The organism is Sphingomonas ginsenosidimutans, from assembly GCF_002374835.1.
In the GTDB taxonomy this organism is placed as follows: Bacteria; Pseudomonadota; Alphaproteobacteria; order Sphingomonadales; family Sphingomonadaceae; genus Sphingomonas; species Sphingomonas ginsenosidimutans.
In genome coordinates this window covers 462,840-480,309 of record NZ_NWVD01000002.1, presented here as the reverse complement: position 1 = coordinate 480,309, position 17,470 = coordinate 462,840, and the positions used below count along the sequence as shown (strand labels likewise).

General features: G+C 70.7%; 21 protein-coding genes. 13 read left to right on the top strand and 8 right to left on the bottom strand.

The annotated features are described in order from the left end of the window. Positions 1-3 precede the first annotated feature (3 nt). A complete protein-coding gene (locus COA17_RS07930) occupies positions 4-819 on the bottom strand; it encodes an LD-carboxypeptidase (protein WP_096611449.1) in 816 nt (271 codons plus the stop codon). Positions 820-876: 57 nt separating this feature from the next. Between COA17_RS07930 and COA17_RS07925 the strand changes: the two genes are divergently transcribed. Beyond that, on the top strand, positions 877-2,298 hold the full coding sequence (locus tag COA17_RS07925; RefSeq protein ID WP_096611447.1) for a glutamate ligase domain-containing protein: 1,422 nt from the start codon (positions 877-879) through the stop codon (positions 2,296-2,298). 27 nt (positions 2,299-2,325) lie between these two features. On the opposite strand, the gene COA17_RS07920 is transcribed toward COA17_RS07925, so the two are convergent. After that, a complete protein-coding gene (locus COA17_RS07920) occupies positions 2,326-2,685 on the bottom strand; it encodes a hypothetical protein (protein ID WP_141397053.1) in 360 nt (119 codons plus the stop codon). Here COA17_RS07920 and COA17_RS18755 point away from each other — a divergent pair. The 11 genes from COA17_RS18755 (at position 2,684) to COA17_RS07875 (ending at position 10,892) form a co-directional block, all read left to right on the top strand. Next, positions 2,684-2,869 (top strand): hypothetical protein, encoded by a 186-nt coding sequence (locus COA17_RS18755; protein WP_141397052.1) that lies wholly within the window; start codon positions 2,684-2,686, stop codon positions 2,867-2,869. The genes COA17_RS07920 and COA17_RS18755 overlap by 2 nt on opposite strands. Positions 2,870-2,892: 23 nt before the next feature. Continuing rightward, positions 2,893-3,618 carry an alpha/beta hydrolase gene (locus COA17_RS07915; protein ID WP_070321462.1) on the top strand — a complete coding sequence of 242 codons (726 nt, stop codon included), beginning with the start codon at positions 2,893-2,895 and terminating at the stop codon, positions 3,616-3,618. A gap of 16 nt (positions 3,619-3,634) precedes the next feature. Beyond that, on the top strand, positions 3,635-4,069 hold the full coding sequence (locus tag COA17_RS07910) for a VOC family protein (protein WP_096611445.1): 435 nt from the start codon (positions 3,635-3,637) through the stop codon (positions 4,067-4,069). A 1-nt stretch (position 4,070) separates the two neighbouring features. Continuing rightward, complete coding sequence (gloB, locus tag COA17_RS07905; protein ID WP_096611443.1) at positions 4,071-4,796, top strand: hydroxyacylglutathione hydrolase; 726 nt, start codon at positions 4,071-4,073, stop codon at positions 4,794-4,796. A gap of 54 nt (positions 4,797-4,850) precedes the next feature. Next, positions 4,851-5,270 carry a hypothetical protein gene (locus COA17_RS07900; protein ID WP_096611441.1) on the top strand — a complete coding sequence of 140 codons (420 nt, stop codon included), beginning with the start codon at positions 4,851-4,853 and terminating at the stop codon, positions 5,268-5,270. Between the two features lie 21 nt (positions 5,271-5,291). Next, complete coding sequence (locus COA17_RS07895; protein ID WP_096611439.1) at positions 5,292-6,614, top strand: cystathionine gamma-synthase family protein; 1,323 nt, start codon at positions 5,292-5,294, stop codon at positions 6,612-6,614. A 39-nt stretch (positions 6,615-6,653) separates the two neighbouring features. Next, a complete protein-coding gene (locus tag COA17_RS07890; protein WP_096611437.1) occupies positions 6,654-7,418 on the top strand; it encodes an SIMPL domain-containing protein in 765 nt (254 codons plus the stop codon). 151 nt (positions 7,419-7,569) lie between these two features. Continuing rightward, positions 7,570-7,719 (top strand): hypothetical protein, encoded by a 150-nt coding sequence (locus tag COA17_RS19340; protein WP_176484840.1) that lies wholly within the window; start codon positions 7,570-7,572, stop codon positions 7,717-7,719. Between the two features lie 112 nt (positions 7,720-7,831). Further along, on the top strand, positions 7,832-9,292 hold the full coding sequence (locus tag COA17_RS07885) for a flavin-containing monooxygenase (RefSeq protein WP_066485879.1): 1,461 nt from the start codon (positions 7,832-7,834) through the stop codon (positions 9,290-9,292). Positions 9,293-9,320: 28 nt separating this feature from the next. Then, complete coding sequence (locus COA17_RS07880; RefSeq protein ID WP_096611690.1) at positions 9,321-9,695, top strand: winged helix-turn-helix domain-containing protein; 375 nt, start codon at positions 9,321-9,323, stop codon at positions 9,693-9,695. 33 nt (positions 9,696-9,728) lie between these two features. Continuing rightward, the gene (locus tag COA17_RS07875) at positions 9,729-10,892 is read left to right on the top strand and encodes a BaiN/RdsA family NAD(P)/FAD-dependent oxidoreductase (protein ID WP_096611435.1); all 1,164 of its coding nucleotides are present in this window, start codon (positions 9,729-9,731) and stop codon (positions 10,890-10,892) included. 4 nt (positions 10,893-10,896) lie between these two features. Here COA17_RS07875 and COA17_RS07870 read toward each other — a convergent pair whose 3' ends face one another. After that, complete coding sequence (locus COA17_RS07870) at positions 10,897-11,802, bottom strand: pirin family protein (protein WP_066487635.1); 906 nt, start codon at positions 11,800-11,802, stop codon at positions 10,897-10,899. 140 nt (positions 11,803-11,942) lie between these two features. Between COA17_RS07870 and COA17_RS07865 the strand changes: the two genes are divergently transcribed. Next, complete coding sequence (locus tag COA17_RS07865) at positions 11,943-12,248, top strand: hypothetical protein (protein ID WP_096611433.1); 306 nt, start codon at positions 11,943-11,945, stop codon at positions 12,246-12,248. Between the two features lie 105 nt (positions 12,249-12,353). Here COA17_RS07865 and COA17_RS07860 read toward each other — a convergent pair whose 3' ends face one another. Genes COA17_RS07860 through COA17_RS07840 form a run of 5 tightly spaced genes read right to left on the bottom strand, consistent with a single transcriptional unit; the run spans position 12,354 to position 17,389 of the window. Continuing rightward, positions 12,354-13,016, bottom strand: coding sequence for a TIGR02117 family protein (locus COA17_RS07860; RefSeq protein WP_245857543.1), 663 nt, complete (start codon positions 13,014-13,016; stop codon positions 12,354-12,356). Then, on the bottom strand, positions 12,998-13,942 hold the full coding sequence (locus COA17_RS07855) for a 50S ribosomal protein L11 methyltransferase (protein WP_096611431.1): 945 nt from the start codon (positions 13,940-13,942) through the stop codon (positions 12,998-13,000). The genes COA17_RS07860 and COA17_RS07855 overlap by 19 nt, the downstream gene beginning before the upstream one ends. Next, positions 13,932-14,633, bottom strand: a complete 702-nt coding sequence (locus COA17_RS07850) for an SDR family NAD(P)-dependent oxidoreductase (RefSeq protein ID WP_066487578.1) — start codon at positions 14,631-14,633, stop codon at positions 13,932-13,934. The genes COA17_RS07855 and COA17_RS07850 overlap by 11 nt, the downstream gene beginning before the upstream one ends. Before the next feature lie 28 nt (positions 14,634-14,661). After that, the gene (locus COA17_RS20050) at positions 14,662-16,017 is read right to left on the bottom strand and encodes a methyl-accepting chemotaxis protein (RefSeq protein WP_096611429.1); all 1,356 of its coding nucleotides are present in this window, start codon (positions 16,015-16,017) and stop codon (positions 14,662-14,664) included. A 28-nt stretch (positions 16,018-16,045) separates the two neighbouring features. After that, a complete protein-coding gene (locus tag COA17_RS07840; protein ID WP_096611427.1) occupies positions 16,046-17,389 on the bottom strand; it encodes a methyl-accepting chemotaxis protein in 1,344 nt (447 codons plus the stop codon). Positions 17,390-17,470 lie beyond the last annotated feature (81 nt).

The following is a 17,470-nucleotide window of genomic DNA, read 5'->3' as shown; positions in this document are numbered from 1 at the left end:
GCGTCAGGCGACGCCGAACGGGACGACGTGGTTGTCCTGCGTATGCCCGATCAGCGCACGGCCCAGATAGGGGACGCCCATCTCCCCGCACCAGCGCGCCATCATCGCCTCCAGCGTCTCGCCCCAGGCGGGGACATTGTCCTTCACCGCGGTCACCGCGCCCAGCCGTACGCCGGCGATGCCGCGCAGCTGGGTGGCGTGCGCCATGGTGAACAGCATCCGGTCCACCGCGTACATCGCCTCCGACACTTCCTCGACGATCAGGACGTGGTCGGTCAGGTCGGGCAGATAGGGCGTGCCCGCCAGCGCGGCGAGGATCGACAGGTTGAACGCGGCGCTGGGCCGCCCCGCCAGCCCAGGTTCCAGCCCCGCACGATCGCCGCGCGCCAGCCAGCCGAGCGCGCGCGCTACCGTCTGGTCGCCGCCCTGCCGCCTGATGTCGGCGGCCATCGGCCCGTGCGTCGGCCGCCCGATGCGCCGTGCGTAGAGCGCGCCGAGCAGGAAGCCGACGTCGGAATAGCCCAGATACGCCTTGCGCCGCGCCGGCTCCTTCAGCTGCGGCATGATCGTCGACAGGATGCGGTTCGATCCATAGCCGCCGCGCAGGAACCAGATCGCGTCGAAGGCGGGATCATTGGCATATTCCAGGAACGCGGCGGCGCGCACCGCGTCCGACCCGGCGAAATGCCCGTCATGCGCATAGCATTGCGGGTGGAACACCAGATCCACCTCGGGATAGGCGATCACCGCGAAGGCGCTGACCGGCGCGATCACGTCGGGATTGGCCACGCTGCTGGCCGCCAGTACCCCGATGCGCATCCGTTCCGCCCCGCTTTGCCTTGCCACGTCCATCCAAAGTGCCGATAGCGTACCGCCATGCATGACGGCAACGTGCGCGACCGGCGCTTCTTCCTGGTCGGTATCGGCGGATCGGGGATGATGCCGCTGGCGATGATCCTGGCGGGGCGCGGCGCGATCGTCGCGGGCAGCGACCGGGGGCTGGACCAGGGGCGGGTCCCCGCCAAGTTCGACGAATTGCGCGCGCGCGGCATCGCCTTGTTCCCGCAGGACGGCAGCGGCATCAGCGACGAGGGACAGACCGTCGTCGCCTCGGCCGCGGTGGAGGCGACGGTCGCCGACATGGTCGCCGCGCGCGACCATGGCTGCGCGCGCATGTCGCGTGCCGAGCTGAACGCCGCGCTGTTCAACGCCAGCCGGATGCCGATCGGCGTCGCGGGGACCAGCGGCAAGTCGACGGTGACCGGCATGATCGCGACGATCCTGCACCATGCCGGCACCGATCCCACGGTGATGAACGGCGCGGTGATGAAGGATTTCGTCGCCGCCGACCGCCCCTTCGCCAGCGCGCTGGTCGGATCGGGCGATTCTTATGTCAGCGAGGTGGACGAAAGCGACGGGTCGATCGCGCTGTACCGGCCGCAGGTGGCGGTGCTGAACAACGTCAGCCTGGATCACAAGTCGCTGGAGGAGCTGAACCGGCTGTTCGGCGATTTTCTGGCCAAGGCGCGGCACGGCGTGGTCAATGCCGACAACGACGATGCCGCACGCGCCGCCGCGGCGTTGCCGGCGGAGCGGGTGACGCGCGTGTCGCTGCGCGATCCGGCCGCGGACCTGTATGCCGGTGCGATCGCGGAGGCGCCGTTCGCGGTGTCGTTCGATCTGGCGCGGCGCGGGATGGCGGCGGGGCGCGTGGCGCTGCGCGTGCCCGGGCGGCACAATGTCGCCAATGCGCTGGCGGCGATCGGCGCGGTGCTGGCCGCCGGGCTGCCGATGGAACAGGCGCTGGCGGGGATCGCGCGCTTCACCGGCTTGCGCCGGCGGTTCGACCTGGTGGGGGAGGCCGATGGCGTCGCAGTGATCGACGATTTCGGGCACAATCCCGACAAGATCGCCGCCACGCTGGACACGCTGCACGCCTTTCCCGGGCGCGTCATCGTGCTGTTCCAGCCGCACGGCTTCGGCCCGCTGAAGGTGATGCGTGCCGAACTGGTGGCGATGTTCGCCGGGAAACTGCGTGCGGGCGACCTGCTGGTGATGCCCGATCCCGTCTATCAGGGCGGGACGACAGTGCGCGAGGTGACCAGCGCCGATATCGTCCGCGACGTGGTGCTGGCGGGCGCGCAGGCGGTGCATATTGCGGACCGCGCGGAGGCGGCGGCGCATTGCGTCGCGCTGGCGCGCGCGGGCGACCGGATCGTGGTGATGGGCGCGCGCGACGATACGCTGCCGCTGCTGGCGGCGGAGATGGTCGCGGGACTGGCGGCGCGGCGGGAATAGCGCGGCCCGCGCCGCCCGTCCTGCGGCTCAGCTGGCGTGCTGGCGCATCGCCTGGCGGACCGCATGGTCGAAATGGTCGCCGGCGTTGACGCGGCAGGTTTCGACCGACACCGGGACCAGCCGTTCGAGGCCGCGCACGTCCTCGGTCACGCGCTCATGCCCCTTGCCGGCGGGCGCGACGTTCCAGCTGACGGCTTCGGGCTGGAAGATCGCATCCACCCCGGCGCGGTCGCCGCACACCGCGGTGAAATCCTGCCCGCGGTCGCTGAGCATCGCGACATAGCGCGCACCGCCGCTGCCCGGCACCACCGCCTGTTCGCGAAGCGCCGGCGCGGCAAAGGCGGTGCCGGCCGATGCCATCATCGCGGCGCCGACGATTCCGATCATGATCCTGTTCATTTCAGCCTCCATCAACGATGAGGCTGCTGGAACGGTCGTGATATCGGGGCGGTTGCTTGCCCTGATCGACATGGACAAATGTTCATGCGTCATTTGGTGTACGTTCATCTTGGCGCGCGGTCGCCTGTTCTTCATCGTTGCTTCATGTGGCGATCGCCATTGCCAGCAATGAGCCTCGACCCTAGCTACGGGGCGATGACCGATGCTGCCCCTGCCGCCCGCCCGCGCCTTGCCTATCACCTGACCGAGGGGAGCGGCCCGGCGATCGTGTTCCTGCCGGGCTATGCCTCCGACATGGGCGGGACGAAGGCGCTGGCGCTGGAGGCGTGGGCGGTGGCGACCGGGCGCGCGTTCCTGCGCTTCGACTATGGCGGATGCGGCGCCAGCGAGGGCGCGTTCGAGGACCAGTCGCTGGCCGACTGGCGCGACGACGTGCTGGCGATGATCGATCATGCCGTCAGTGGCCCGGTGGTGCTGGTGGGATCGTCGATGGGCGGGTGGCTGATGCTGCTGGCGGCGCTGGCGCGGCCCGACCGCGTCGCCGCGTTGGTCGGCATCGCGCCCGCGCCCGACTTCACCGACTGGGGGTTCAGCCAGGACGAGAAGATGTACCTCCTCCAGCACGGGCGGCTGGAGCGCGCCAATCCCTATGGTCCCGCGCCGACCGTCTACACGCGGCGCTTCTGGCAATCGGGGGAGGCTAGCCGGCTGATGCACGGGCCGATCGCCTTCGATGGCCCGGTGCGGTTCCTGCAGGGGCAGGCGGACCCGGACGTGCCGTGGCACCGCACGGTCGCGCTGGCGGGGCTGATCCGCTCGCCGCACGTCCAGACGTGGCTGGTGAAGGACGGCGACCACCGATTGTCGCGCGAGGATGATATCGCGCTGCTGATCCGCGCGGTAGAAGACGTGGTGCCGTGACGACGAGAGGCGGAACATGAAGTATCTCCACACGATGATCCGGGTCAGCGACCCCGATGCCACGATCGCCTTCTTCGACCTGCTGGGCCTTCGCGAGGTGCGGCGGATCGAGAATGAGAAGGGGCGGTTCACGCTGATCTTCCTGGCGGCGGACGAGGATATCGCCGGCCCCGGCGAGCGCGCGCGGGCCGAGGTGGAGCTGACCCACAACTGGGACCCCGAGGAATATGCCGGCGGGCGCAACTTCGGGCATCTGGCGTACCGGGTGGAGGATATCTACGCCACCTGCCAGCGGCTGGCCGACGCCGGGCACATCATCCACCGCCCCCCGCGCGACGGGCATATGGCGTTCGTGAAGACCCCGGACGGCATCTCGATCGAGTTGCTGCAGGACGGGGTTCTGGAGCCGGCGGAACCGTGGGTGTCGATGCCGAACATGGGGACGTGGTGATATGACGCTGGAGATCGCGCGTGTCCCGGTGCTGTCGGATAACTACAGCTGGCTTGTCCGGGAGCCGCAGACGGGCGCGGTGATGGTGGTGGATCCGGGGGAAGCGGCGCCGGTGCTGGCGGCCGCGACGGCGCGCGGGTGGCACATCGGGGCGGTGTGGCTGACGCACTGGCACCCCGATCACGTCGGTGGCGCCGCCGGGGTGAAGGCGGCGACGGGCGCGCGGATCATCGGCCCGGAGGCGGAACGCGCGAAGATTCCGGCGCTGGAAGAGGGCGTTGGCGAGGGCGATACGGTGGAACTGGGCGCACAGCGCGCGCGTGTGATGGCCGTTCCGGGGCATACGGCGGGGCATATCGCGTTCCATTTCGACGGTGCGGACGCCATTTTCACCGGCGATACGCTGTTTTCGATGGGGTGCGGGCGGCTGTTCGAGGGCGATGCGACGCAGATGTTCGCGAACATGCAGCGATTCGCGACGCTGGATGACGCCACGAACGTCTATTGCGGGCACGAATATACGCAGTCGAACGGGCGTTTCGCGCTGTCGGTGGACCCCGACAACGCCGCATTGATCGCGCGGATGCGCGACGTCGACGCGCTGCGCGCCGCGGGCGAGGCGACGGTGCCGACCACGATCCACGCGGAACGTGCGACCAACCCGTTCCTGCGCGCGGCGGATGCCGACGAACTGGCGCGACTGCGCGCGGCGAAGGATGCATTCTAGCGTTCGTGCGTTATCGGATATGTCGGGCGCGGGGGACGGATTGGGAGAGAGCGAATGCGGTTCCTCATCAGCTTCACCGCCGCGGCGGCATTGAGCGCGCTGGCGGTGGTCGGCGCCAACGCCCAGCGCGAACCGGCGCGCGGTTCCGTCGAGGCGAAGGCGGCGGCGGAATATCGGCAGCTGCTGGCGGGCAAGACCCCCGGCAAGCCGGAGACGTGCATCGACACGCGGTTCAACAACCCGCGGCTGACCGCCTATGACGGCAAGCTGATCTACCGGGTCAGCAGCAAGCTGGTCTATGTCAGCGACACCGGCGGCGGGTGCAGCAACGTCGCGCGCGGCGACACGCTGGTGACGCGCCAGTATCAGGGCCGGCTGTGCCGCGGCGATATCGCGCAGACCGTCAACCTGCCGATCGGGATGCCGACCGGCAGCTGTGCGATGGGCGATTTCATCCCCTATCGATCCAAATAAGACAGAAGAGGACGAGGACGCATGAGCGGCGAGACCGAGGACACGCTGACCGGCGTGGAGACGACGCGGCGTTCCGCCAAACCGGAGGTCGATGCGATCGGCGGACGCCGGCTGAAACCCGCGACGCTGATGATGGGCCATGGATACGACCCGGCGCTGTCGGAAGGCGCGCTGAAGCCGCCGGTGTTCCTGACCAGCACGTTCGTGTTCCCCAACGCCGCCGCCGGCAAGCGCCATTTCGAGGGCGTGACCGGCAAGCGCCCCGGCGGCGCGGAGGGGCTGGTCTATTCGCGGTTCAATGGCCCCAACCAGGAGATACTGGAGGACCGGCTGGGCATCTGGGAAGGCGCGGAGGATGCGCTGACCTTTTCCAGCGGCATGTCGGCGATCGCGACGCTGTTCCTGTCGCTGGTGCGGCCGGGCGACACGATCGTCCATTCCGGCCCGCTCTATGCCGCGACTGAGACGCTGATCGCGCGCGTGCTGGGGCAGTTCGGGGTGAAATGGCTCGATTTCCCCGCCGGCGCCACGCGCGAGGAGATCGATGCGGTGCTGCAGCGCGCCGCGGACGGCGGACGGGTGGCGCTGATCTATTTGGAAAGCCCGGCGAACCCGACCAATGCGCTGGTCGATGTCGAGGCGGTGGCGGCGAGCCGCGACGCGATCTTTGCGGATGCCGCCGACATGCCGCCGATCGCGATCGACAACACCTTCCTGGGGCCGTTGTGGTCGCAGCCGCTGCGCCACGGCGCCGACGTGGTCGTCTACAGCCTGACCAAATATGCCGGGGGCCATTCCGATCTGGTCGCCGGCGGGGTGCTGGGCGCCAAGGCGCTGATCAACACGATCCGCGCGATGCGGAACACGATCGGCACGATCTGCGACCCCAATACCGCGTGGATGCTGCTGCGCAGCCTGGAGACGCTGGAACTCCGGATGAGCCGCGCCGGCGACAATGCCGCCAAGGTGTGCGCGTTCCTGCGCGATCATTCCAAGGTGGAGCGGGTCGGCTATCTCGGCTTCCTGGCGGAGGCGGAGGGGCGGCAGGCCGATATCTACCGCCGGCATTGCACCGGGGGCGGCTCCACCTTCTCGCTGTACCTGAAGGGCGGCGAGGCGGAGGCGTTCCGGTTCCTCGACGCGCTCAGGATCGCCAAGCTGGCGGTCAGCCTGGGCGGGACCGAGACGCTGGCCAGCCACCCGGCGGCGATGACGCATCTGTCGGTCGCGGACGAGCGCAAGCAGTCGCTGGGAATCACCGACAATCTGGTGCGCATCTCGATCGGGGTCGAGGATGCCGACGATCTGATCGCCGACATGGAACAGGCGCTGGCGGCGATCTGAGGCGAGGATCTGACGCCGGGAATCGAGGAGGGCGACGTGATGCGACATGCGATGCTGGCCGCTGCGGCGGCACTGGTACCGGCGGCGGGGATGGCGCAGGCGCCCGCCGGGCCGGAACGGACGATCCGCGTGACCGGGGTGGGCGTGGTGCGGACCCCGCCCGATACGGCACGGCTCGACTATTGGGTGCGCGGCGAAGGCACGACCCCGGACGAGGCGAGCCGCGCGCTGGCGACGCGGCAGAAAGCGATCGCGGGTGCGCTGGGCGGGTTGCTGGGCGCGGGGGCCGAGATCACCACCGGCAACGTCATCGTCATCGAGGTGAAGGACCGCGCCTGCGACGACCAGGGCTATAACGGGCGCCCGCGGCTGAGCCAGGGGGCGTGCGCGATCACCGGTTATCTGGCGCGGATGCAGGCCGGGGTGCGCACCGGCGCGATCGGCAAGGCGGGGACTGCGGTGGGACTGGCCGCACGGCTGGGAGCGAGCGATGCACGGCTGACGGGCTTTTCGCTCTCGAACCCGCGCGAGGCGCAGGCGCGCGCCACCGCCGCCGCCATCGCGGATGCGAAGACGCGGGCGGAGGCGGTCGCCACGGGTGCGGGGACGCCGCTGGGCGCGATCGTGACCGTCACCGACCAGGAGGGGTACGAACCGATCGTCATGGGCGCGGCGATGCGGGCGGCGCCGCCCCCGCCGCCGCCCCCACCCCCTGAGGCTATGGCGCCGGTGGCGATCGACGTGACTCCGGCGCCGATCGAGACGCGCCAGCAGGTGTCCGTGACCTATTCGATCGGAGGGTAAGACCGGCGGGGACCGACCTGCGCCTCCGCCACCCCCGGAGGCGTCCGACACCGACTCCGTCGCACCCGCAGCGGCGCTGATCGCGTCACGTGTGTGGGCGGGCGATCGTAGGATACTTGTCGGGGTCGCGTCGACGCCATAGCGTTGCGCCATGACGAAGTTCACCCCGTTCGCCGCGCTGGCGATATTCTGGTTCATCGGTATCGTCGTGGGCAAGCCGGGACTGTGGTTTCCGCTGGGGTTGCTGGCGATGATCGCGGTGGCGCTGATCCAGAAGCAGCGCGACACGCCGCCGCCGTGAGAAGGGAGCGACCTTTCCGCTTCTAAAACGATCGACTTTAACCGCTTCCCTTCACGGCACCTGCGCGGCATTCTGCCGGCGCGCGGCGACAGACCGCATGAGGAGAGGCAGGATGGGCAAGCGGATCGCGGTGATCGGTGCGGGGATGGGCGGGCTGTGCGCCGCGATCAAGGCGCGCGAGGCCGGACACGAGGTGACGATCTACGAACATGCCGATTCGGTGGGGGGCACGTGGCGCGCCAACCGCTATCCCGGCGTGGCGTGCGACGTGCCGGCGATCCTGTACCAGTTCAGCTTCGCCCCCAACCCGCACTGGAGCCACCATTATGCGCGCGGGCCGGAAATCCACGCCTATACGCAATCGCTGGTCGAACAATTCGGGCTGGGCGAGGTGCTGCACCTGAACGAAGGCGTGGTGCGCGCCGCCTGGGACGAGGGCGCGCGGCACTGGACGGTGGAGACGGAAAAGGGCGCGCGCGCGACGTTCGACGCGATCGTCCCCGCGCTGGGGCAATTGTCGCGGCCGCAATGGCCGGCGATCGCGGGACGAGAGACCTTCGCTGGCACGATGTTCCACGCCGCCGACTGGCCCGAGGGCATCGACCTGACCGGCAAGCGCGTCGGCGTGATCGGATCGGCGGCCAGCGCGGTGCAGCTGATCCCGGAGGTGGCGAAGGTCGCCGGGCATCTGACGGTGTTCCAGCGCACCCCCAACTGGATCGTGCCGCGCATGGACGTGGCGATCACGCCGGAGGCCAAGGCGCTGATGGCGACGCGCATGGACGTGGCGATGAAGCTGGGCGCGGCGCAGCGCGCGATGATCTTCGACCAGGCCGATTTCCTGACGTGGCAGGCGTTCCAGTGGACACCGGAGGGGCGCGCGGCGTTCACGCGTACCGCGCTCGATCATCTGGCGGCGCAGGTGCCCGACCCGGACCTGCGCGCGAAGCTGACCCCCGATTATCCGGTCGGGTGCAAGCGCATCCTGATCTGCGACGATTTCTACCCTGCCCTGTGCCGCGACAATGTGACGCTGGTGACCGGCGGGGTCGACATGATCGAGCCGGGCGGGGTGCGCACCCCCGACGGGCTGATCGAGCTGGACGTGATGATCTTCGCCACCGGATTCGAGACGACCGAGTGGAACTGGTCGATGGAGGTCGCCGGCAACGGCGGGCGCACGCTGCGCCAGGCATGGGCGGACGGGCCGGAAGCCTATCTGGGGATCATGGTGGCGGGCTTTCCGAACATGTTCGTCCTTTATGGCCCCAACACCAACCTGGGGCACAATTCGATCAGCTTCATGATCGAACAGCAGGTGGCGTACATGCTGCGCACGCTCGACGCGCTGGAAGCCGAGGGCGCCAGCGCCGCCGACGTGACCGCCGAGGCGCAGGCGCGGTTCCAGCAGCGGATCGAACAGCTGCTGGCCGGCACCGTCTGGGCCGATCCGCAGTGCAACAGCTGGTACAAGGCGGCGAACGGGCGCATCTACCAGAACTGGGCGGGCAATTGCACCGAATATGCCGCCGCGACTGCCTCGGTGGACCGCGCGGCGGTGGCGTTGACCTGACCCGCGCGCGCGGCGCATCATGCGCGCGATGCGCCACGGTCCCCTGAAGCTGAAGGCCCAGATCCTGTGCGGGGAGGCGATCGCGCTGGGGCCGGGCAAGGCCGACCTGCTGGAGGCGATCGCCGAGCATGGCTCGATCTCCGCCGCGGGGCGCGCGCTGGGGATCAGCTATCGCCGTTGCTGGCTGCTGGTGGACGAGATGAACCGTTGCTGGCGCGAACGGCTGGTGGTGACGGGGCGTGGCGGGGGCGGGGGCGCGGCGGTGACCGACGCCGGGCGGCGCGTGCTGGCCGCCTATCGTGCGCTGGAGGCGGCGATCGACGCGGCGGTGGCTGCGACCGCAGCGTTCGCGACGCTGGACGCGGCGCTGCGCGATGAACCGGTGCCGCCGCCTGCGCCCTAGTATCGCGCGCGCGGTTGTGACACGGGCGCGGGGGTGGAGACATTCGATGCGATCGTGCTGGGGGCGGGCGGCGCCGGGCTGATGTGCGCGGCGGTCGCGGGGCAGCGCGGGCGGCGGGTCGTGGTGCTGGACCATGTGCCGGAGCCGGGGCGCAAGATCCTGATTTCCGGGGGCGGGCGGTGCAACTTCACCAACCGCGACGCCGCCGCCGACCGCTATCTGTCCGCCAACCCGCATTTCGCCAAGTCGGCGCTGGGCCGCTACACCGCCGCCGATTTCGTCGCGCTGGTCGAACGGCACGGGATCGCGTGGCACGAAAAGACGCTGGGGCAATTGTTCTGCGACGGATCGGCGCGGCAGATCGTCGCGATGCTGCTGGACGAAGCCGCGGCGGGGGGCGTGACGATCCGGCTGGGTGCGCCGCTGGGCGAGGTGGGACATGCCGACGGCATGTTCACCGTGCGCCACGGCGCGCGCACCGTCGCCGCGCCCGCGCTGGTGATCGCGACCGGCGGGCCGTCGATCCCCAAGCTGGGGGCGAGCGGCATCGCCTATGATCTGGCGCGGCGGTTCGGGTTGAAGGTGGTGGAACCGCGCCCCGCGCTGGTGCCGCTGACGCTGCCGGGCGACGAGGCGCTGTTCCGCGCGCTGTCGGGCGTCGCCACGCCGGTGGTGGCGCGTGCGGGCAAGGCGGCGTTCGCGGAGGCCGCGCTGTTCACCCACCGCGGACTGTCCGGCCCGGCGATCCTGCAGGTATCGAGCTACTGGCGGCACGGCGAGGCGATCGGCATCGACTTCCGCCCCGATGCCGCGCCGGGCTGGCTGGTCGCGGCCAAGCGCGCGCGGCCGCGCGCGACGCTGGCGGGGGCGCTGGGGCTGCCCGCGCGGCTGGCCGAGACGCTGGCGGAGCGGATCGGGGTGGGCGAGCTGGGCGCGGCGAGCGACCGCGCGCTGGCGGCGGCGGAGGCACGGCTGGCCGACTGGCGCTTCCACCCCGACGGGACCGAGGGGTTCGCCAAGGCGGAGGTGACGGTCGGCGGGATCGCCACCGCCGGCCTGTCGTCCAAGACGATGGCGGCGCGGCACCTGCCCGGCCTGTATGCGATTGGCGAGGCGGTGGACGTGACCGGGTGGCTAGGCGGCTACAACTTCCAATGGGCCTGGGCGAGCGGCTGGGCCGCGGCGCAGGCGCTGTGAAGCGTCAGGGGTAGCTGACGGTCTTGGGCGTCAGTTCGGGCAGCGGGATCGCCTCGCTGTCGCCCGGTACGGCGGCGAAGCGCCCGGCCTTCCACGCGCGCTTCGCCTCGTTGATCGCCTCGCGCGAGGAATGGACGAAGTTCCACCACACGTGCCGCGGCGTCGCGAACGCCGACCCGCCCGCCAGCATCGCGCGGCCACCGCGCGCCGACGACAGGCGCGCACGCACGCCAGGGCGCAGGACGTAGAGCCGCTGCGGTTCCAGCACCAGCCCGTCGAGCGTGGCATCGCCGTGGGCGAGGTAGATCGCGCGCTCCTCCGCCGCATCGTCGATCGGCACGGCGGCGCCCGCGTCGAGCAGGATGTCGGCATAGATGGTGGCGGCATGCGTCGTGGTCGGCGCGCCCGCGCCCCACAGATCGCCCATGATCACGCGCGCCTGCGCGCCACCTGCCTCCACCAGCGGCAGCGCGTCGGCCGCGACATGTTCGAAGGCGGGGGCGATATCCTCCCGCCCGTCGGGCAGCGCGAGCCACGTCTGGATCCCCGAAAGCGCCGCGCCGCCGGGACGCGCATCGGCGGGCGAGCGTTCGGAATGGACGATGCCGGTCCCCGCGGTCATCAGATTGACCGCGCCCGGCGTGATCCGCGCATCGGTGCCCAGCGAATCGCGATGCTGGAACGCACCGTCGAACAGATAGGTAACCGTCGACAGCCCGATATGCGGGTGCGGGCGCACGTCGATCCCCCCGCCCGGCGGCAGGTGCGCGGGGCCCATCTGGTCGAAGAAGATAAACGGCCCCACCATCGTGCGTTCGCGATGCGGCAGCGTGCGATGGACCTTGAAGCCGCCCAGATCGTGGGTGACGGGCTCCAGCGTCTGGAGGATCAGGTCGTCGTGGATGGACATGGCGCGCACGCTACCACCCCGCGGGCATGACGGGAACCGCGCGCGCGCACCCGTGTTGACCGCATATGACCCGCGCACCGAACAAGAGAAAACGCCCCCGCAAACCCGCCACCGCCGCCGACCGGCCCGGCCGTACCCGCATGGCGGTTGCCGCCGGCGCGGTGGGCGCGATCGCGGCGGGCATGACGGCGGCACTGAAGCTGGGGTGGCTCGACCGGTTTTTCACCGTGATGGATGCCGATCCCGGTGCGGAACACGCCGCGCCCGATCTCGCCCCCGCCGCCGCGACGCCCGGGACGGCGCGGGCGCCCGAGGCCTTCCGCCCCGATCCGACCGCGCCGGTGCCCGACAGTGAACGCGAGGCGCTGCGCCCCGCCACCGGGCCTGCGCCGACGATGTCGCCAGAGCGCGGCGAGATGGCGAACCAGACCGGCGCGGCGAACTGAGGCCAGCGATGGAGGCGCTTGGTGCCGGTTGAGGCCGAGGCCGTGGGTGATGGGGCGGGGCAGGAGCCGGAGGAGGTCCCAGCCTTCGCTGGGGCAACGTTCCGGTCAGAACCAGCGCAGCACAGTGACCGGGAAAGGCGTCCAAGCACCGACCCGGACGCCCGCCGTCGCCAACGTCGCGCCGGTCCACTGATTGCACGTCCGTATCGCATCGTAATGGCCGCGCGCAGGGTAGAAGGCGTCGTGGCGATCGTAGCCCGGCAGCGCCGTGCCCGATGCACGGGCGGCTCGGATCGTGGTGGCGAGGCGGCGATATTCGGCGGGGCGCAGCGTGATCGCGCGCGTGTGGCGGGTCACCGCCGGACGCGGGATATGTTCGACATGCAGCAGCGTATCGTCGCTGCCGATCGCGGCGTGGAGGATGGTCGCGGGGCGCAGGTCCGACCAGTGCGGCGTGCCCAGGAAGAAGCCGCGTTCGCCCCAGCCGATCGCGAGGTAATCGTAGCCGGCGTAGCGTGGATCGCCCAAGTCGGCGGCGGGGAAGTCGCTGCGCCAGTCGACGCCGGCCGCCACCTTGGGCACGACGATACCGGTATGGATGCCGTTATCCTCGACGAAGATCGTCACCCCGCCGGCAGGTGGCGGTCGCCAGTCGGGGTTGCGCGGCACCAGTCCGCCCAGCAGCCCCGCCAGTACATAGCCGGCAAGCAGCAGCGCGAGCGCGAGGACGCCGCGCGCGGCCCGGCGCGCTACAGATCGAGCGCCCAACCGTCGCGGCCCTTGGGGTCGATCGGCCGTGTCGGCACGTAGCGGGTCGTGCCAGCGGAAAGGCGCAGGATCGTCCAGTCGCCGCGCCGGTCGACCAGTTCCAGCGTGCAGCCGCATGCGGCGAAGGCGGCGATCACCTGTTCACGCTGCGTGTCGAGCAGCCCCGCCAGCACGATTGCGGCGCCGGGCGCGGCGATCGCCGCCACCTCCGGCGCCATCGAGATCAGCGGGCCGGCGAGGATGTTGGCGATGACCAGGTCATAGGGTGCGCGCGCGGCGATATCGTCCGACAGCGCGCCGTCGGCGACGATCAGGTGGAGCGCGTCGATACCGTTCTCCGCCGCATTCTCGTGCGTGACGTGGATCGCGGCGGGATCGATATCGGTCGCGGTGATCGTCGCGGCGGGCCACAGGTGACGCGCGGCGAAGGCGAGCAGCCCGGTGCCGGTGCCCAGATCGATGACATTGGCGAAGGCGCGGTCGGCCATGCCGTCGAGCATCGCCAGGCACCCGGAGGTGGTGGCATGGTGGCCGGTGCCGAACGCCTGCCCGGCATCGATCAGGAAGGCGCGGCCGCCCGGCGGCGCGGCGACGGGATGCGCGCTGGTGTGGACGACGAAGCGGCCCTCGCGGATCGGCTCCAGCCCGGCCTGGCTCATCGCCACCCAGTCCTCCGCGCCCAGCGGGGTGACGACCGGGGCGGTTCCGGCGGCGCTGGGGACCAGCGCGGCGAGCGCGGCGAGCAGCGCGGCGTCGGGCTCATCCTCGACATAGGCGTCGAGCCGCCAGCGTTCGCGATCGTCCTCCACCTCCTCGGTGGTCATCAGCACCGCTTCGATCACCAGATCGTCGGCGGCGTCGATCGCCTCCGCCTCGGCACGGGTGCACGGCAGCGTGACGCGCCAGCTGTCGACCTTATCGGACATAGCTGGCCCCGTTCACGTCGAGCACCGCGCCGGTCATCGACGGCGGCGCATCGAGCGATAGGAAGCGCGCGACCTCCGCCACTTCCTCCGGCTGCGCGACGCGGCCGAGCGGGATGTCGGCGAGCAGCCTGTCGCCGCCGCGGCTGGCGAGATAGTCGTCGGCCATCCCGGTCATCGTGAAGCCGGGGCAGATCGCGAAGGCGAGCACGCCCTGGGCGGCATAGCCGCGCGCGATCGTCTTCGTCATCGCGACCATCCCCGCCTTGGCCGCGGCATAATGCCAGTGCGCGGGGCTGTCGCCGCGATAGGCGGCGCGGCTGGCGACGTTGACGAGGCGGCCGCCGTTCTCCCGCGCCAGCCAGTGGCGCACCGCGTGGCGCGACAGTTGCGCCGCGGCGGTCAGGTTGACCTGCACCGTGCGCTGCCACGCGGCGAGCCAGTCGGCATCATCGGCATCGATCGGCGCGGCCTCGAAGATGCCGGCGTTGTTGATGAGGACGTCGATCCGCCCGTCGAGCCGGTCGAGCGCGCGTTCCCATAGATGGTCGGCGCCGGCGGGATCGGCGAAGTCGGCGGCGATGCCGGCGGCGGTGCCGTGCCCGACCAGCCGCACGCCGGGGATGGCGGACAGCCGGGCGGCGATCGCGGCGCCGATGCCGCGGGTCGATCCGGTCAGCAGGATATGCGTCATGCCCGGCGGCATAACGCCGCCGGCGCGATTAGGCCACGCTTGCCGAAAACTCGCTGGCGGTGGTGCGCAGGTCCTGGAACCGGTCGCCGATCGTGGCGAACGTGACCCCGACCGACGCCATCTGGTTGGCGACCGCCTGCGTCTCCTCGCGGATCGCGGCGATGGTGTGCGACATGGAATCGGCGGCCAGCGCGGTTTCGTCGACCGCCGCGGTGATCGCGGTGACGGTCTGCGACTGAAGGCGCATCGCCTCGCTGACGTGGCTGGCCGATCCCTGCACGTCGGCGACGGTGCGCTTGATCGAGGCGCTGGCATCGACGGTGGTGTGGGTGGCGGCCTGGATCGCGGCGATCTTCGCGGCGATATCGTCGGTGGCGCGCGCGGTCTGGTTGGCGAGACTCTTGACCTCCTGCGCGACGACGGCGAAGCCGCGGCCGGCGTCGCCCGCGCGCGCCGCCTCGATCGTGGCGTTGAGCGCCAGCAGGTTGGTCTGCCCGGCGATATCGCGGATCAGCCCCAGGATCGATTCGATCGACTTGGCATGATCGCTCAGCGCCGCGGTCGCGGTCACCGCGCCTTCGGCCTGGACGGTAGCATCCGCCAGCGTGCGGTTGCACGCATCCATGCTGGTGCGCACGTCCTCGATCGCGCAGATCAGCCCGGCGGCGGTGGAGGCCGCGTCGCGCATCGCCAGCGCGGACTGTTCGGCGGCGGCGGCGACCTCGCTGGTCTTCTCCAGCATGTCGGCGGTGCAGGCGGAGGCCTGTTCGACCTGTCCGCGCACGTCCAGCCCCTGTCTGGCGATCGCGTCGATGCCGGTGAAGATCGACGTGCGGAACGCGCCGCCGCGCTGTTCGCGGCTGGCGCGGGCATGGTGATCGGCCTGCATCGCCAGCTGGCGCGCCATCGCGTCGCCCTCGAACAGGGCCAGCCGCTGCACGACATCGGCGAGCCGGAGCAGCCGCGCCACGTCCATCCCCGGCGCGTCGGCGATCAGCGAGAGGATCTGCGCATGCGCGCGCGACATCGACGCCAGGAAGGCGGTGAGCGGGATATGCGCACGCTGCGACATCTCGACATAGTGGATCAGCTTGGCCTTCCAGCGTTCGCTGCACGGCTCTTCGTAGCGGATGCGGACGAATTCGATCGTGCGCACCTGCTCGGCGGCGATCTCCTCGGGCGTGTTGCCGAGCGCCTCGCGCGGGAGCGTCGGCTGTGCGCGGAAATGATCCCAGAACGCCTGCGACACCGCCTGCCAGCCGTCCGCCGCATCGAGGATCGCGACGATATCGCGGCACGCCGCCGGCACGGCGCCGTCCCAGTCGAAGCCGATCGCGCGCTCGGCGAGCGGGCGCGTGTCGAAATAGACCGCCGGATCGCTCATCGGCCTTTCCCGCCGCGCGCCGCCGCCGTCATGCCGCGACCTTCCCGGCATAGACCGACGCCCGCCCCTCGAGCGCGCCCAGGCGCCCTGCCAGCGTGTCGAAGCCGGCGCCCAGCTGGTCGATCTGGGTCGCGACGGTTTCGGTGTCGTGGCGGATCGTGGCGATGGTGTGCGACATCGAATCGGCGGCCAGCGCGGTTTCGTCGACCGCGGCGGTGATCGCGGTGACGGTATGCGCCTGCGCCTCCATCGCGTGGCGGATGCGCGTGGCGCTTTCCTGCACCTCGGCCACGGTGGTGCGGATCGAAGCGCTGGTATCGACGGTGACGCGGGTGGCGGCCTGGATCGCGGCGATCTTCGCGGCGATATCGTCGGTGGCGCGCGCGGTCTGGTTGGCGAGGCTCTTGACCTCCTGCGCGACGACGGCGAAGCCGCGGCCGGCATCGCCCGCGCGCGCCGCCTCGATCGTGGCATTGAGCGCCAGCAGATTGGTTTGCCCGGCGATATCGCGGATCAGCCCCAGGATCGATTCGATCGACTTGGCATGATCGCTCAGCGCGCCCGACACCGTCACCGCATCGCCCGCCTGGCCGGCGGCGCGGGTGGCGATCTCGGCGGCGATCTCCACCTCGGCGCGGGCATCCTCGATCGCGCGGATCAGCCCGGCGGCGGTGGAGGCGGCGTCGCGCATCGCGACCGCCGACTGTTCCGCCGCGGCGGCGACCTCGCTGGTCTTGCCCAGCATCCCGCGCGCCGAGGAGGACGCGCACGACGCCTGGGAGCGCAGCTGCAGTCCCTCGCGCGTGGTATCCTCCACGGTCAGCGCGATGCCGTCGCGGAACTCCGCCGCCAGCCGGTCGCGCTCGACCTGCGCGCTGTACGCGCCATAGCCGTTGTAGATTTCGACGGTGATCTCGCCCTCCAGCGCGGACAGCCGCATCAGCGTGTCGACCAGTTCCAGCAGCTGGGGATCGCCCGCGGGCACCGCGGCCATCAGCACGGTCAGCGCCATGCGGTCGCTGGCGCTGATCATCGACAGCAGCGCCATCGGCGTCACCCCGGCGGCATAGGCGGTCGCGACCGCGCGCTCGATCGCATTGACCCACGGCCGCTCGCGCGTGTGGAGGAAGCGGTTGCGCAGGAACTCGCATCCCAGATCGACCATCCGGTCGTCGCCCGCGTCCTTCCACGACGATTCGGCCGCGAAGCAATGCTGCCAATGTTCCCAATAGGCGCGCGCAATCTCGCGCACGCGCGGCTCCAGCAGGGCCCAGGCGGTGCGCGCGCTGTCGGCAAGCCGGCCGTCGGCATCGAAGACGCGGAACCGCTCGTCCAGGTCGAGCGCGGTGGCGACCGATCCGACAGGTGGCATATCCTTGGACACGAAGCACTTCCTTGTGTGGGGGACAGGATCGGAGATGTACGGCGCGATAGGTTAAGGCAGGGTTAGGGA

Coding starts and splice junctions, on each gene's coding strand:
- COA17_RS07930 (WP_096611449.1), bottom strand. CDS start 819: ATGCGCATCGGGGTACTGGCGGCCAGCAGCGTGGCCAATCCCGACGTG.
- COA17_RS07925 (WP_096611447.1), top strand. CDS start 877: ATGCATGACGGCAACGTGCGCGACCGGCGCTTCTTCCTGGTCGGTATC.
- COA17_RS18755 (WP_141397052.1), top strand. CDS start 2,684: ATGATCCTGTTCATTTCAGCCTCCATCAACGATGAGGCTGCTGGAACG.
- COA17_RS07920 (WP_141397053.1), bottom strand. CDS start 2,685: ATGATCGGAATCGTCGGCGCCGCGATGATGGCATCGGCCGGCACCGCC.
- COA17_RS07915 (WP_070321462.1), top strand. CDS start 2,893: ATGACCGATGCTGCCCCTGCCGCCCGCCCGCGCCTTGCCTATCACCTG.
- COA17_RS07910 (WP_096611445.1), top strand. CDS start 3,635: ATGAAGTATCTCCACACGATGATCCGGGTCAGCGACCCCGATGCCACG.
- gloB (WP_096611443.1), top strand. CDS start 4,071: ATGACGCTGGAGATCGCGCGTGTCCCGGTGCTGTCGGATAACTACAGC.
- COA17_RS07900 (WP_096611441.1), top strand. CDS start 4,851: ATGCGGTTCCTCATCAGCTTCACCGCCGCGGCGGCATTGAGCGCGCTG.
- COA17_RS07895 (WP_096611439.1), top strand. CDS start 5,292: ATGAGCGGCGAGACCGAGGACACGCTGACCGGCGTGGAGACGACGCGG.
- COA17_RS07890 (WP_096611437.1), top strand. CDS start 6,654: ATGCGACATGCGATGCTGGCCGCTGCGGCGGCACTGGTACCGGCGGCG.
- COA17_RS19340 (WP_176484840.1), top strand. CDS start 7,570: ATGACGAAGTTCACCCCGTTCGCCGCGCTGGCGATATTCTGGTTCATC.
- COA17_RS07885 (WP_066485879.1), top strand. CDS start 7,832: ATGGGCAAGCGGATCGCGGTGATCGGTGCGGGGATGGGCGGGCTGTGC.
- COA17_RS07880 (WP_096611690.1), top strand. CDS start 9,321: ATGCGCCACGGTCCCCTGAAGCTGAAGGCCCAGATCCTGTGCGGGGAG.
- COA17_RS07870 (WP_066487635.1), bottom strand. CDS start 11,802: ATGTCCATCCACGACGACCTGATCCTCCAGACGCTGGAGCCCGTCACC.
- COA17_RS07865 (WP_096611433.1), top strand. CDS start 11,943: ATGGCGGTTGCCGCCGGCGCGGTGGGCGCGATCGCGGCGGGCATGACG.
- COA17_RS07855 (WP_096611431.1), bottom strand. CDS start 13,942: ATGTCCGATAAGGTCGACAGCTGGCGCGTCACGCTGCCGTGCACCCGT.
- COA17_RS07850 (WP_066487578.1), bottom strand. CDS start 14,633: ATGACGCATATCCTGCTGACCGGATCGACCCGCGGCATCGGCGCCGCG.
- COA17_RS20050 (WP_096611429.1), bottom strand. CDS start 16,017: ATGAGCGATCCGGCGGTCTATTTCGACACGCGCCCGCTCGCCGAGCGC.
- COA17_RS07840 (WP_096611427.1), bottom strand. CDS start 17,389: ATGCCACCTGTCGGATCGGTCGCCACCGCGCTCGACCTGGACGAGCGG.